Genomic DNA, 15,912 nt, shown 5'->3' with positions numbered 1-15,912 from the left:
GTACCACGACCTGAAATTGAGAAAATGTCTTCAATCGGCATCAAAAATGGCTTATCGGTTTCACGCTCAGGAGTTGGAATGTATGCATCCATCTCATCCAGCAATTTAGCAACTGCTGGTACACCAATGTCAGAAGTATCACCTTCCAGTGCTTTCAGCGCAGAACCCATAACCAATGGTGTGTCATCACCAGGGAACTCGTAGTCGTTCAACAACTCACGAACTTCCATCTCAACCAGTTCCAACAACTCTTCGTCATCAACCTGATCACATTTGTTCAGGAACACAACAATGTAAGGTACGCCAACCTGACGAGCCAACAGAATGTGCTCACGGGTTTGTGGCATCGGACCATCAGCTGCTGACACAACCAAAATAGCACCGTCCATTTGTGCCGCACCAGTAATCATGTTTTTCACATAGTCAGCATGGCCCGGACAGTCAACGTGTGCATAGTGACGACCATCAGTTTCGTACTCAACGTGAGCCGTAGAAATGGTGATACCACGCTCTCTTTCTTCCGGCGCGTTATCAATTTGGTCGTAATCCTTAAATTCACCGCCTTGTTTTTCAGCAGCAACTTTTGTGATCGCTGCAGTCAAGGTTGTTTTACCATGGTCAACGTGACCGATTGTGCCCACGTTTACATGGGGCTTCGTGCGTTCAAATTTTTCTTTTGACATTGTCGTTTCTCAAACTAAATTTTAATTTTTAATATCCGTTCATTTCTGCCAGCACATTTGCAGGCGCTTCGCTGTAGTGATCAAACTCCATCGAATAACTTGCCCGTCCTTGTGTGGCAGATCTGAGCGAAGTGGCATAACCAAACATTTCAGCCAGCGGGATTTGACATCTGATCACCTTACCTGAAGGCGACTCATCAATACCATCCAGCGTGCCGCGGCGACGATTAACGTCTCCAACCACATCACCCATATAATCTTCCGGGGTAACCACCTCAACCTTCATTATGGGTTCCAGCAGTACCGGCGATGCCGCTTTGGCACCTTCGCGGAAAGCCATTGATCCGGCAACCTTAAAAGCCATTTCATTCGAATCCACCTCATGAAATGAACCATCGTATAAAGTCACCCGACAATCAACGACTGGAAAACCGGCCAAAACGCCGCTTTCCATTTGTTCTTGTATACCTTTATCAACCGGACCAATGAACTCCTTGGGTATTACCCCACCGGTTATATCGTTAACAAACTCATAACCAAAGCCCTGTTCCATCGGTTCAATTTTGATTTTCACATGTCCGTATTGACCCTTGCCTCCGGACTGCTTAATAAATTTACCTTCCTGGCTCACCGACCGGGTGATGGTTTCCCGGTAGGCGACCTGTGGATTACCCACGTTGGCATCTACCTTAAACTCTCTTTTCATGCGATCAACAATGATATCCAGATGCAGCTCACCCATACCTGAAATGATGGTTTGACCTGAATCATCATCTGTGGACACACGAAAAGACGGATCTTCCTGAGCCAATTTGCCCAGCGCCACCGCCATTTTCTCCTGGTCACCCGTTGTTCTGGGTTCGACCGCCACTGAAATCACCGGCTCTGGAAACTCCATCTTCTCCAGCGTTATGATCTCATCGGTGGCACACAAAGTGTCACCCGTACTGACGTTTTTCAACCCGACTGCGGCGGCGATATCACCAGCAAAAACTTCCTTAATTTCCTCACGGGAATTTGAATGCATTTGCAAAATACGCCCCAGACGCTCTTTGCTTCCCTTGACTGGGTTCAGGACCGTATCGCCAGTCTTGACAACACCGGAATAAACCCTGAAGAAAGTCAAAGAACCCACAAAAGGGTCCGTAGCAATCTTGAATGCCAATGCCGCAAACGGTGATTCATCAGATGCCGGCCGGGTAGCTTCAGTCTCATTTCCATCGTCCAGCACGCCAGTGATCGCAGGCACTTCAGTGGGCGAAGGCATCAATTCAACAACCATGTCCAGTAATGCCTGTACACCCTTGTTTTTAAACGCCGACCCACATAAACAACAAATCAGTTCATTGTTGATGGTTCCGTTTCTCAAACCAGCTATGATCTGCTCTCTGGACAACTCACCTGTCTCCAGGTAAACATCCATCAGCTCTTCACTGGTTTCAGCAGCCGCCTCAATCATATTCTCCCTGGCCGCTTCACATTGTTCTGCCATATCTGCAGGAATATCAGACAACTCATAAGTTGAGCCCATGTCTTCTTCATTCCAGTAAATGGCTTTCATTCTGAACAAATCCACCACGCCCTTAAAGTTTTCTTCAGCACCAATAGGCAACTGAAGAGGGACCGCATGGGCACCCAGACGTTTTCTCATTTGTTCAACGACACGCACAAAATCAGCGCCAGCACGATCCATTTTGTTGACAAAAGCCAACCTGGGCACATGATACTTATCTGCTTGTCGCCATACCGTTTCTGACTGAGGCTCCACCCCACCCACGGCACAAAACACAGCGACCGCACCATCGAGCACCCGCAGCGAACGCTCAACCTCAATGGTGAAGTCAACGTGGCCAGGGGTATCAATGATGTTGATCCTGTGTTCTTCAAATTGGCGATCCATGCCTTGCCAAAAACAAGTGGTGGCAGCCGATGTAATCGTGATGCCACGCTCTTGCTCTTGTTCCATCCAATCCATGGTGGCATTGCCATCATGGACTTCACCTATTTTGTGAGAGATTCCAGTGTAATACAGAATCCGTTCTGTGGTCGTCGTTTTACCGGCATCAATGTGGGCCATGATGCCAATGTTTCGGTATCTCTCAATCGGTGTTTTACGGCCCACTTCAAATTCCTTTCCCTTGGTTGCTTTTTACCAACGGTAATGTGCAAAGGCCTTATTGGCTTCTGCCATCTTGTGAACTTCTTCTCTGCGTTTCATGGCCGCACCACGATCATGCAAAGCGTCCATCATTTCGCCAGCGAGTTTCAGAGGCATGTTGGCCTCACCACGCTTACGTGCAGCTTCAATGGTCCAACGCATGGCCAAAGCCATTTGTCGACGGGGACGAACCTCAACAGGAACCTGGTAAGTAGCACCACCAACCCGGCGGGACTTAACCTCAACCATTGGCTTAACCTTCTCCAGGGCTTTTTCGGTCAACTCAACCACATCACCCTGCTCTTTCAGTGCAATTTGATCCATGGCACCGTAGACAATTTTCTCTGCCACAGATTTCTTACCACTTTTCATCACCATGTTGATGTACTTACTGATCAATTCACTTCCGTACTTAGGATCAGGCAATACGTCACGCTTAAAATTACTTCTTTTTCTAGACATCTCTATAACCTATTTGATTGTTATTTGGGTCGCTTAGTACCGTATTTTGAACGACCTTGTTTACGGTTGTTCACGCCTGCTGTATCCAATGCGCCACGGACAATGTGGTAACGCACACCTGGCAAGTCTTTTACACGACCACCCCTGATCAAAACGATAGAGTGTTCTTGTAAATTATGTCCTTCACCACCGATGTAACTGGTTACCTCATAGCCATTAGTTAATCTGACACGAGCCACTTTACGCAATGCCGAGTTCGGCTTTTTAGGAGTTGTTGTGTATACACGAGAACACACACCTCTGCGCTGTGGACATGCTTCTAAAGCTGGTACATTTGTCTTGTACACTTTGTCTTTTCTTGGTTTTCTAACCAACTGATTTACTGTTGCCATATGCAAAATTTACCCTATAGAAAATAAACGACAGGCCAGTAAAGACCGGCCTGTCGAAAATAAGAACGGGGATTGTAGTTATTTACCCCGAAATAGTCAAGCACAGAATCGGCTTTTTTCAGACCGATTCTGTGCTGTTTTCCATTTTATGCTGTCATTATTCTGCTTCGTCCGAACCTGCCACAGCATCATCCTGACTCAACTGGCTTAACTGATCCATCAATGCCTGCTCAGAATCCACCACGCCTTCATTACTGGCAGCGGCCTCATTGACCATTGCCTGTAACTCATTCTGCAGTTCAGCTTCTTTAGACTGTAATTGATCCTGATGATAAGCCAGACCTGTTCCTGCAGGAATCAAACGTCCTACAATGACGTTTTCCTTCAAGCCACGCAACTGGTCTCTGGTGCCTTTCACCGAAGCCTCTGTCAACACCCGTGTGGTTTCCTGGAAAGAAGCCGCTGAGATGAATGAGTCAGTGGCCAAAGAAGCCTTGGTAATACCCAACAACATCACTTCAAACACCGCCGGAATACCGTCTTGTTTGAGGATCTCTTTGTTGGTTGCCGTCACTTCTTTCAAAGTCAACTGAGTCGTCTTCAGGTAATCGGTATCACCTGGCTCTACAATTTCAACTTTACGCAGCATTTGACGAATGATACATTCAATGTGCTTGTCATTGATTTTCACACCTTGCAGGCGGTATACATCCTGAATTTCATTCACCAGATAAGCAGCCAAAGCCACCACACCCTGTAAACGCAGAATGTCATGTGGGTTAGGTTCGCCCTCAACCACGACATCACCTTTTTCAACGTGCTCACCTTCAAACACAACTATCTGACGCCATTTAGGAATCAACGACTCCACTTTCTCACCATTGGCTTTGGTGATGACCAAACGATTTTTACCTTTGGTGTCTTTACCAAAACTAACGATACCGGTGTCTTCTGCCTGAATAGCCGCATCTTTTGGCCGTCTGGCTTCAAACAGATCCGCCACCCGTGGCAGACCACCGGTGATGTCACGGGTCTTGGAAGACGCCTGTGGAATCCGCGCCAGGAAGTCACCAACCGACACGTCTTGTCCATTTTGAATATTGATCACCGCACCTGGTGGCAGAAAATACTGAGCAGGGACATCAGACCCAGGGATCATGATGGGCTTGCCTTTTTTGTCTTCCAATCTCACCATGGGGCGCAAATCTTTACCTGCAGAACCACGTTGTTTTGGATCAGTGATGATGAAACTGGTCAAACCAGTCAATTCATCCAGCTTCTCTTCAACAGTAACACCGTCTTTAAAATCAATCAGTTTAACCCGACCTGCCACTTCCGAAACAATCGGATGCGTGTGTGGATCCCAGTTAACGATGATGTCACCAGCAGATACACTGTCATTCTCATTGACGTTAATCACTGCGCCGTAAGGCACTTTGTATCGCTCTTTTTCTTTACCGGATTTTTCAATGACCGAAATCTCACCTGAACGCGAAATTGATACCAATTTTTTGTCCGCATTGGTGACGTGTTTGATGTTATGCATTCTGATGGTACCATCAGATTTAACCAACACATGATCTGAAGCTGCAGATTTAGAAGCCGCACCACCAATGTGGAAGGTACGCATGGTCAGCTGAGTACCAGGTTCACCAATACTTTGCGCCGCCATCACACCAACTGCTTCACCAATATTAACCCGATGACCACGAGACAGGTCACGTCCGTAACACTGGGCACAGATACCAAAGTCAGCCTGACAACTGATCGGTGATCGAACTGTGATGCTGTCCAGACCATTTTGTTCAATCAGTTCAAGGCTGCTTTCACCAATCAGGGTGCCGGCTTCAATGACCAGTTCACCATCCTGATTACTCACGTCTTCAGCAACGACCCGGCCCAACACGCGGTTGGCCAGGGTTTCGATCACTTCACCACCATCGACGATGGGATGCATGACCAATCCTTCTGTGGTTCCACAGTCAACTTCTGTGATAACCACATCCTGTGCCACATCAACCAAACGACGGGTCAAATAACCTGAGTTGGCAGTTTTCAATGCAGTATCTGCCAAACCTTTACGTGCTCCGTGAGTTGAAGAGAAGTACTGCATCACGTCCAGACCTTCACGGAAGTTCGCCTTAATTGGCGTCTCAATGATCGACCCATCTGGCTTAGCCATCAGGCCACGCATACCAGACAACTGACGCATCTGGGCCTGTGAGCCCCTGGCGCCTGAGTCGGCCATGATAAACACTGAATTCATAGAATCCTGCAACACCTGGTTGCCGTCTTTATCTTCCACCTCATCTTTACCCAGCACTTCCATCATGGCGTTGGCCACATCTTCGTTGGCTTTGGACCAAATATCCACCACCTTGTTGTACCGCTCACCAGCTGTCACCAGGCCCGAAGTGTATTGTTCCTGGATCTTCAGCACTTCTTTATCGGCTTCTTCCAGAATGACTTTCTTCTTTTCGGGAATGGTCAAATCAGTCACACCAATGGAAATACCTGCGATGGTTGAGTATCTGAAACCAGTGTACATCAGCTGGTCAGCAAAAATGACCGTGGCTTTGGTACCCAGTTGGTGGTAACACTCATTCAACAGATTTGAAATGGCTTTTTTGTTCAATGTCTGATTCATGTATTTGAAATCAAGACCTTTGGGCAGAATATCTGCCAGAATCGCACGACCCACAGTGGTTTCAACCAGATTGGTTGACTCTTCACCTGATTCCTCATCTGTGGTGGTCAAACGCACCCGAACCAGTGCCTGTAAAGAAACCTGCTCGTTTTGATATGCCCTGTTGACTTCACCCATGTCTGAGAAGATCATGCCTTCACCTTTCTCATTGACGAGGGCACGGGTCATGTAATAAAGACCCAATACCACGTCCTGTGAAGGTACGATGATGGGCTCACCAGAAGCTGGTGACAAAATGTTATTGGTTGACATCATCAAGGAACGGGCTTCCAGCTGCGCTTCGATCGACAATGGCACATGAACCGCCATTTGGTCACCATCGAAGTCGGCATTAAAGGCTGTACAAACCAGAGGGTGTAACTGAATGGCTTTTCCTTCAATCAAAACCGGCTCAAATGCCTGAATACCCAATCTGTGCAATGTCGGCGCCCGGTTCAACAGAATCGGATGCTCACGAATCACTTGTTCCAGGATGTCCCAAACCTCAGGTGTTTCAGCATCGACTGATCTTTTAGCGGCTTTGATGGTGGAAACAAAACCATCTTTCAGCAATCGGCCAAGAATGAAAGGCTTGAACAATTCCAGAGCCATTTTCTTTGGCAAACCACATTGATGCAGACGCAAAGTAGGTCCAACCACAATCACCGAACGACCGGAATAATCGACCCGCTTACCCAACAGATTTTGTCTGAAGCGACCTTGTTTACCTTTGATCATATCGGCCAAAGATTTCAATGGACGGCGGTTGCTGCCAGTTACCGCACGACCACGACGACCGTTATCGAGCAGCGCATCGACAGATTCCTGCAACATACGCTTTTCATTTCGCACGATGATATCAGGCGCATGCAGATCCAACAATCGCTTCAGGCGGTTGTTGCGGTTGATTACCCGACGGTACAAATCATTCAGATCAGAAGTCGCGAAACGACCACCATCCAAAGGCACCAACGGACGCAGGTCCGGTGGCAGAATCGGCAGCACAGTGAGGATCATGTGTTCAGGCTTGTTGCCTGATTTATTGAATGCATCATACAGCGCAATCCGCTTGGACAAACGCTTGATTTTAGTGGCTGATTTGGTTGACTCAATGTCTTCATGCATTTTGACCAATTCAGCATTGATGTCAATTTCTTCCAGCAATGAATAAATTGCTTCAGCACCCATCAGGGCTTTGAATTCATCACCCCAATTTTCAATGGCCTGGGCATACTGCTCATCGGTCAGCAATGAGCCCTTCTCCAGATCTGTCATGCCTGGGTCAGTGACCACAAATGATTCGAAGTACAGAATGCGCTCAATTTCACGCAAAGTCATATCGAGCATCAAACCAATTCTGGAAGGCAGTGATTTCAGGAACCAAATATGTGCCACCGGACTGGCCAGCTCAATGTGCCCCATACGTTCGCGGCGCACTTTAGTCAAGGTGACTTCAGTACCACATTTTTCACAAACCACACCCCGATGTTTCATGCGTTTGTATTTACCACACAAACACTCATAATCTTTGATTGGGCCAAACACAGCGGCACAGAACAAACCATCACGCTCAGGTTTGAATGTCCGGTAGTTAATAGTCTCTGGTTTTTTCACTTCACCGTAGGACCATGACCGAATCAGTTCGGGCGGAGCCAATGAGACTTTAATCGAGTTAAAGTCCTGGATTTCTTTTTTAGGATTAAATAATTTAATTAAATCTTTCATATGTATTCTCCCAGACTTACTCGTTTTCCAGTTCCATGTTCAGACCCAGTGCACGCACCTCTTTGACCAGAACATTGAAGGACTCAGGTATTCCTGAAACGGTGTTGTGGTTACCATCGACGATGTTTTTGTAGGTGGCGTTTCTGCCTTGCACATCATCAGATTTAACGGTGAGCATTTCCTGCAAGGTATATGCTGCACCATAGGCTTCCAGTGCCCACACTTCCATTTCACCGAATCGCTGACCACCAAACTGGGCTTTACCACCCAGAGGCTGTTGGGTTACCAACGAGTAAGGACCTGTTGAACGGGCATGCATTTTGTCATCAATCAAGTGGTTCAGTTTCAGCATGTACATGTATCCAACTGTCACTTTACGATCAAACTTCTTACCGGTACGGCCATCAAACAAAGTGGTTTGACCATCTTCATCCAGACCTGCCAGTTTAAACAGTTTGCGGATGTGTTCTTCTTTGGCACCATCAAATACTGGCGTTGCCATCGGCACACCACCTTTGAGGTTGTGTGACAATTCCATCATTTCATCTTTAGTGAAACCACTGAAACTGACCTTGCCTTCGCCATCGATGTTATACACCTCTGTGAGGAACTCTTTGAGCTTGGCAGCAGTGGCTTTTTCTTCCAGCATTTTCTCAATCTGATAACCCAGACCACGGGCAGCCATTCCCAAATGAACTTCAAGTATCTGTCCGATATTCATCCGCGAGGGTACCCCCAATGGATTCAGACAGATATCAACAGGGCGCCCGTTTTCATCGAATGGCATGTCTTCTTCAGGGACAATCATTGAGATCACACCCTTGTTACCGTGTCGACCTGCCATTTTATCGCCAGGCTGAATGCGACGTTTCACAGCGAGATAGACTTTGACCATTTTCAATACACCTGGGGCCAAATCATCGCCTCGGGATATTTTTTCTTTTTTCTCTTCGAAACGTTTGTCGAATATGGTGCGTTGTTCTGCGATCTGTTCCGCCATGGCATCCATTTGTTCTGCCAGGGCATTGTCCTGCGGCTTGATGTCAAACCACTGATCCAGTTCCAGGGTATCAAAGTATCCTTCTTCGATCACCTGACCTTTCTTCATACCTGGCGCTTTGGTGACTTTGGCACCAACCAACAGTTCCTTGATGCGTTGATGTATCACAGAACGCATGATGCGGAATTGGTCATTTAAATCCTTGCGGACTTTTTCAATCTCTTCCTGCTCGATTCGTTCGGCACGGGAGCCTTTTTCAATGCCTTCCCGGGTGTAAACCTGAACATCAACGACGGTACCACTGGTGCCGGATTTAACCCGCAGTGAAGAATCTTTCACATCCAATGCTTTTTCACCAAAAATGGCACGCAACAGTTTTTCTTCAGGAGTCAGTTGGGTTTCACCTTTGGGGGTTACTTTACCCACCAGAATATCACCAGGACCCACTTCAGCACCGACGTATACGATACCTGAATCATCCAACTTGGTTAATGTGCCTTCGCTGATGTTGGGGATATCGGCAGTGATCTCCTCAGAACCCAGTTTGGTATCACGGGCGATACAAGTCAGTTCTTCAATGTGAATGGTGGTCAAACGGTCTTCTTTAACAACCCGCTCTGAAATCAGGATGGAATCCTCAAAGTTATAACCATTCCATGGCATGAAAGCCACCAGCATGTTTTGGCCCAATGCCAGCTCACCCAAATCAGTGGAAGGGCCATCTGCCAACACATCTCCAGCCTCAATGCGGTCGCCCACTTTAACAATAGGACGTTGATTGACACAGGTGTTCTGATTAGAACGCATGTATTTGATCAGGTTATAAATATCGACACCCGGATCTTTGTCACCAATTTCAGATTGGTCAACCCGGACCACAATGCGGCCGGCATCAGATATTTCTACGACACCACCACGTTTAGCGATCACGGTCACACCGGAATCACGCGATACAATGCGTTCCATACCGGTACCCACCAACGGCTTATCAGCTTTTAATGTAGGAACCGCCTGACGTTGCATGTTTGACCCCATCAATGCACGGTTGGCATCATCATGTTCCAGGAAAGGAATCAAGGCCGCTGCAACAGACACAATTTGCTTTTCAGAAACGTCCATGTAGGAAATTTCTTCAGCCTGCTTCAGTACCACTTCACCTTTGTGACGACAAATGATGAAATCATCTACGAATTTGCCGTTTTTATCCAGCTTCGCACTGTTTTGTGCAATCGGATTATCAGAATCCTGAATGGCTGACAAATAAACAATCTCATCAGTCACTTTACCGTTCACAACTTTGCGGTAAGGGGTTTCCAGGAAACCATAATCATTGGTTCTGGAGTAAACCGCCATAGAGTTGATCAAGCCAATGTTCGGACCCTCTGGTGTTTCAATCGGACACAAACGACCATAATGCGTTGGATGAACATCACGCACTTCAAAACCGGCACGTTCACGAGTCAGACCTCCAGGTCCCAAAGCTGACACCCGTCTTTTATGGGTAATTTCTGACAGTGGGTTGTTTTGATCCATGAACTGCGACAATTGGTTTGAACCAAAAAATTCTTTGATGGCAGCAGAAATGGGCTTGGCATTGATCAGATCCTGAGGTGTCAGGCCTTCAGACTCAGCAACAGTCAAACGCTCTTTCACTGCACGCTGCACACGAACAAGACCAACACGGAAAACATTTTCTGCCATTTCACCAACAGATCTTACCCGGCGATTACCCAGGTGATCGATGTCATCGACATGACCAATACCGTTACGGATGTTTACCAATTCTTTCATCACTGCAACGATGTCTTCTTTACTGAGCGTACCTTCACCTTCGATGGCCTCATTGCCCAGACGCATGTTAAATTTCATGCGACCAACGGCGGACAGGTCATAACGCTCTTTGGTGAAGAACAAACCATCAAACAAGGTTCTGGCAGCTTCTTCGGTAGGCGGTTCACCCGGACGCATCATGCGGTAAATTTCGATCAATGCTTCTTCTGGCGTGGTGGTTGGATCAATGTTCAGGGTGTTGGACATATAAGCCCCACGATCCAGGTCATTGACAAACAGGATATCAAACGACTTAACGCCTGCATCTCGTAATTTTTCAAGCACTTCTTCAGTGATACTGGTATTGGCCGGATAAATTACTTCACCGGTTTCTTTATCAATCACATTATGGGCCAGAATTTTTTCAACCAGATAGCTGTCTTCCAGGGTAAGCATTTTCAGGCTTGATTTTTTCAGTTTCCTTTCATGCCTGCTGGTGATGCGCTTTCCAGACTCAACGATGACGTCTTTGCCATCCTTGATGTCAAAACCAAATGTTTCGCCTTTGATGTACTCAGGCACCAATTTCATTTTTGAATTGGTTTTATTCAAGGTGATGCTGATTTTTTCAAAGAACATATCAAGGATTTGTTCATTGTTGTACTCCAATGCACGCAAGAGAATCGAGGCCGGTAACTTACGGCGACGATCAATCCTGACAAAAACGCTGTCTTTGGCATCAAATTCCATATCCAGCCATGAACCACGGTATGGAATCACCCGCGCAGAATACAAAATCTTACCGGATGAATGGGTTTTGCCTTTATCGTGATCAAAAAAGACACCCGGCGAACGATGTAATTGGTTCACAATTACCCGCTCTGTACCATTGATGACGAAGGTCCCTGTTGGGGTCATCAATGGCAAATCACCAAGGTATACATTCTGTTCTTTGATGTACTTAACTTTCTTTTTCTTCTTGGTGCTTTTTTCTTTATCATAAATCACCAATTGAATGCGGGCACGGATGGAGGCCGCATAGGTCATACCACGTAATTTACATTCCAACACATCAAACTCAGGGTCTTCTACCCCAACACTGACGTACTCCAACCGGGCGAAACCTGAATAACTCTCAATCGGAAAAATGGAATTTAACGCATCGTCCAAACCATTCAGACCTTTGTCATTTTCACCCAAAAAAGCTTCGAATGATTTGACCTGTGTGTCCAGTAAGTAAGGTACATCCAGTACAGCTGAAGAACTACCAAAGTCCTTTCTGATTCTTTTTTTCTCAGTAAATGTATAACCCATCGCTTTTGTCACCTTCACCATGCGAGCAAAACGTTATGTTCTGCATATTTAATTGTTTGATAACGCTTATTAGTATTGTTTTTATTAAGCGACTAAAGGCCGACATAAAATGCCAGCCTTTAGATTTAAAAAATTACGTGTTGTAATTATTTCAACTCAACTGAAGCACCGGCTTCTTCGAGTTGTTTCTTAACTTCTTCAGCTTCGGCTTTATCAACGCCTTCTTTGATTGGAGCAGGAGCGCCTTCAACCAATTCTTTCGCTTCTTTCAAGCCCAGGCCAGTGATGCCACGAACAGCTTTAATCACACCAACTTTCTTATCACCAAAACTTGACAGAATTACGTCAAACTCAGTTTGCTCAGCAGCAGCTTCTCCGCCACCAGCGGCAGCAGCAGGAGCGGCAGCAACTGCAGCAGCAGCTGATACACCGAATTTTTCTTCCATTGCTTCGATTAACTCAACAACGTCCATTACGCTCATTGCTGAGATTGCTTCTAAAATATCATCTTTTGATACGGCCATTTTAATTCTCCAAAAATATATGCTTTAAATCTTATGCAGCTTTCTGATCTTTGATCGCTGCGATTGTACGTGTCAGTTTTGCGTGCGGCTCTGCCAGGGTTCTGACAAACTTCTCTACTGGTGCCTTCATGACAGACATCAACATTGCAATTGCCTGGTCTTTGGTTGGCAAACTGGCCAGACGACCCAATTCGGATCCTGCCAGCAACTCACCACCAATTGAGACAAATTTAACATCAAGTTTATCGTTTTCTTTGGCATGTTCTTTGATCAAACGGGCGGCACAACCAGGGTCTTCCTGACTGAACGCATACAGCAAAGGACCAACAAGTGCGTCAGTAACACACTCATATTCAGTTCCTTCAACTGCTCTTTTAACCAAAGTATTTTTTGCCACTTTCAGGTAAACACCACTCTTACGTGCATCAGAACGCATGGCCGTCATCAGATCGACTGATGAACCACGGTATTCTGCGGCAACCAAAGAATGGGCATCCTGGGCCACGACAGCAATTTCACTGACTACAGCTTTTTTCTGCTCTAAACTGAGCGCCATGATAACCTCCAAAGGCTCATGCAGCATATGCTGCAGTACTTCAAACCCACCCCATAAGGATGGAACCATTTTGGTGACCAATATATTCGTTTATTGGGGCACCATCTGCGCTGGGAATTAAGGAAACCAGGTTTCCACCAGCGGTCTTTGATGGTTGTCGTCAGGAATCCTTCCAACAACCCTCAAAATTTTTTTACTTTTTTATGTCAGACCCAAAGAGCCTTGTTCCACTTCCATACCAGGACCCATGGTTGATGAGATGCTGACTTTACGAATGAAGCGACCTTTAGATGTGGCAGGTTTTTTCTTGCTTAAATCGGCCAACAAAACCTTCAGGTTTTCAGTCAATGCTTCAGGTGTGAAAGACGCTTTACCTAAAACAGTGTGAATAATTCCAGCTTTGTCAATGCGGTACATTGCCTGACCTGACTTATTGTTTTTTACAGCCGTGGCTACATCAGGGGTTACTGTACCAACTTTAGGATTCGGCATCAGCCCTTTGGGACCCAAAATGGTACCCAACTGACCCACAACGCGCATGGCATCCGGAGCAGCAATAACCACATCGAAATCAAAGTTACCTTTTTTGACTTCATCAGCCAGGTCATCAAACCCAACAATATCCGCACCAGCAGCTTTGGCTTCTTCGGCTTTTTCACCTTGAGCGAACACAGCCACTTTTACATTTTTACCGGTTCCGTGTGGCAATACTGTGGCACCTCGAACAGCCTGATCTGATTTTCTGGCATCAACACCCAGCTGAATAGCCACGTCCACAGTTTCATCAAAGTTTTTAGAACTGTTTGATTTAACAAAAGACAGTACGTCTTCAATGCTGTATTTTTTGGTTTTGTCAATTTGCTCCTTGAGCGCTTTAATTCTTTTTCCAGACATCAGTTCACCCCTTCAGTTTCAATACCCATACTACGCGCAGTACCTGCAATGGTACGTACTGCCGCGTCCATGTCAGCAGCCGTTAAATCCGGCTCTTTCATTTTGGCAATTTCCTCCAGCTGATCACGGTTAACCTTGGCCACCTTGTCGGTGTTCGGCGTACCACTGCCTTTAGGAATTCCAGCCGCTTTCATCAACAGCACAGCTGCTGGCGGGGTTTTGGTAATGAATGTAAAACTGCGGTCGTTGTATACAGTGATCACAACAGGAATGGGCAAACCTGGCTCAACTGAACCTGTTTGCGCATTGAATGCTTTACAAAATTCCATGATGTTCACCCCGTGTTGACCCAATGCCGGACCAACTGGTGGTGAAGGATTGGCCTGACCGGCAGGCACCTGTAACTTAATGTATGATTCTACTTTTTTAGCCATTTGTTTCTCCGGGTACGAACGCCTCAGTGAGGCTCCCCATTAATTCAAAAGTTATACTTTTTCAACCTGGCCGAACTCCAGTTCGACAGGGGTTGATCGTCCAAAAATGGAAACAGCCACACGCATGCGGCTCTTTTCATAGTTGACTTCTTCCACTTCGCCATTGAAATCAGCAAAGGGACCGTCGATGACGCGAACAACTTCGCCGACATCGAACAATGTTTTTGGTTGTGGCTTATTCTCACCGTCCTGAATGCGTTGCAAAATCGCATCAGCTTCACGCTCGGTGATGGGGGCAGGTCGTTCTGCAGTACCACCTATAAAGCCCAACACTTTGGGCACACTTTTCACCAGATGCCAGGTTTCATCGTTCATTTCCATTTGCACCAGCACATAACCCGGGAAAAATTTTCGTTCACTTTTCCGCTTCTGGCCCTTTTTCATTTCAACAACGGTTTCCTTGGGCACCAACACTTCACCAAACTGATCCTGCATTTGGTTTCTTTCAATGCGTTCTTCAAGGGATTTACAAACCTGTTGCTCAAATCCCGAATAGGCGTGGACCACGTACCATCTTAGTGACATGAAAAAGCTCCTGTTGAATTACTCAAAGAAATATTCAATGAGATTACTGAACATTGAATCGACCAGGAATAAAAAGAAACCGATGATAACAACCAGTATCAATACTATGATGGTCGTTTGAATCGTTTCATTCTTGGTTGGCCAAACAATTTTTTGTCGTTCAATATTGGCATTTTTGACGAATTTGGCAAACTCTTTGCCTTTGGCTGTGGTGTAACACACAAAACCACCAACCACAATGCCACCAATGACCATCAACGCTCTGATGATTGGCGCATAGACATCAACAAAATACAAACTGGCAGCGACACCTCCAACAATGATCGCAATCCCCAACCACCATTTCAATTTGTCACCAGCACCTTGTGCCGTCTCAACATTACTCATAAACGTGTTCCAAATATGCCATTGTCAAAAAAAACAATGGCAGGCCAGGAGGGAATCGAACCCCCAACCTGCGGTTTTGGAGACCGCTGCTCTGCCAATTGAGCTACTGGCCTAAAAATCGTAAAGACAGCAAAAGCCAACAGCGAACTGTTGGCTTTCATTGTCATGAATCAATTATTATTCAATAATTTTTGCCACAACGCCCGCACCTACTGTACGGCCGCCTTCACGAATCGCGAAGCGTAAGCCTTCGTCCATCGCAATCGGTGCAATCAACTCAACAACCATCTTGATGTTGTCACCAGGCATAACCATTTCTACACCTTCTGGCAACTCACATGC

General features: G+C 46.2%; 13 protein-coding genes and 1 tRNA gene. All 14 read right to left on the bottom strand.

The genetic code is table 11. The features are described 5' to 3' along the window. Positions 1–683, bottom strand: a 683-nt coding sequence (locus tag B0475_RS17105; RefSeq protein ID WP_157892747.1) for a GTP-binding protein, incomplete at its 3' end; no start/stop codon positions are given. 28 nt (positions 684–711) lie between these two features. Beyond that, positions 712–2,805, bottom strand: coding sequence for an elongation factor G (gene fusA, locus B0475_RS17100; protein WP_077413102.1), 2,094 nt, complete (start codon positions 2,803–2,805; stop codon positions 712–714). Positions 2,806–2,832: 27 nt separating this feature from the next. After that, positions 2,833–3,303 (bottom strand): 30S ribosomal protein S7, encoded by a 471-nt coding sequence (rpsG, locus tag B0475_RS17095; protein ID WP_077413101.1) that lies wholly within the window; start codon positions 3,301–3,303, stop codon positions 2,833–2,835. 20 nt (positions 3,304–3,323) lie between these two features. Next, on the bottom strand, positions 3,324–3,695 hold the full coding sequence (gene rpsL, locus B0475_RS17090) for a 30S ribosomal protein S12 (RefSeq protein ID WP_077413100.1): 372 nt from the start codon (positions 3,693–3,695) through the stop codon (positions 3,324–3,326). Positions 3,696–3,852: 157 nt separating this feature from the next. Then, positions 3,853–8,106 (bottom strand): DNA-directed RNA polymerase subunit beta', encoded by a 4,254-nt coding sequence (gene rpoC / locus B0475_RS17085; RefSeq protein WP_077413099.1) that lies wholly within the window; start codon positions 8,104–8,106, stop codon positions 3,853–3,855. A 16-nt stretch (positions 8,107–8,122) separates the two neighbouring features. Next, on the bottom strand, positions 8,123–12,190 hold the full coding sequence (rpoB, locus tag B0475_RS17080; RefSeq protein ID WP_077413104.1) for a DNA-directed RNA polymerase subunit beta: 4,068 nt from the start codon (positions 12,188–12,190) through the stop codon (positions 8,123–8,125). A gap of 146 nt (positions 12,191–12,336) precedes the next feature. Next, a complete protein-coding gene (gene rplL, locus B0475_RS17075; RefSeq protein ID WP_077413098.1) occupies positions 12,337–12,714 on the bottom strand; it encodes a 50S ribosomal protein L7/L12 in 378 nt (125 codons plus the stop codon). A 31-nt stretch (positions 12,715–12,745) separates the two neighbouring features. Then, a complete protein-coding gene (gene rplJ, locus B0475_RS17070) occupies positions 12,746–13,270 on the bottom strand; it encodes a 50S ribosomal protein L10 (RefSeq protein ID WP_077413103.1) in 525 nt (174 codons plus the stop codon). A 201-nt stretch (positions 13,271–13,471) separates the two neighbouring features. Continuing rightward, complete coding sequence (gene rplA, locus B0475_RS17065) at positions 13,472–14,167, bottom strand: 50S ribosomal protein L1 (protein ID WP_449288548.1); 696 nt, start codon at positions 14,165–14,167, stop codon at positions 13,472–13,474. Beyond that, positions 14,164–14,598, bottom strand: coding sequence for a 50S ribosomal protein L11 (rplK, locus tag B0475_RS17060; RefSeq protein WP_077413096.1), 435 nt, complete (start codon positions 14,596–14,598; stop codon positions 14,164–14,166). The genes rplA and rplK overlap by 4 nt, the downstream gene beginning before the upstream one ends. Before the next feature lie 51 nt (positions 14,599–14,649). Continuing rightward, positions 14,650–15,183: a transcription termination/antitermination protein NusG gene (gene nusG / locus B0475_RS17055; protein WP_077413095.1), complete on the bottom strand. Its 534-nt coding sequence runs from the start codon at positions 15,181–15,183 to the stop codon at positions 14,650–14,652. A gap of 18 nt (positions 15,184–15,201) precedes the next feature. After that, entirely contained in the window at positions 15,202–15,570 is a 369-nt protein-coding gene (gene secE, locus B0475_RS17050; RefSeq protein ID WP_077413094.1) for a preprotein translocase subunit SecE, read from the bottom strand. A 37-nt stretch (positions 15,571–15,607) separates the two neighbouring features. Next, positions 15,608–15,683, bottom strand: a tRNA-Trp gene (locus B0475_RS17045). A 64-nt stretch (positions 15,684–15,747) separates the two neighbouring features. Beyond that, positions 15,748–15,912, bottom strand: a 165-nt coding sequence (locus B0475_RS17040; protein ID WP_456298906.1) for an EF-Tu C-terminal domain-related protein, incomplete at its 5' end; no start/stop codon positions are given.

Origin of the sequence: Marinicella sediminis (assembly GCF_002000055.1) — a bacterium.
Lineage (GTDB): Bacteria > Pseudomonadota > Gammaproteobacteria > Xanthomonadales > Marinicellaceae > Marinicella > Marinicella sediminis.
The sequence above is the reverse complement of the archived record's forward strand: the minus strand, read 5'-3'. Positions and strand labels throughout refer to the sequence as shown.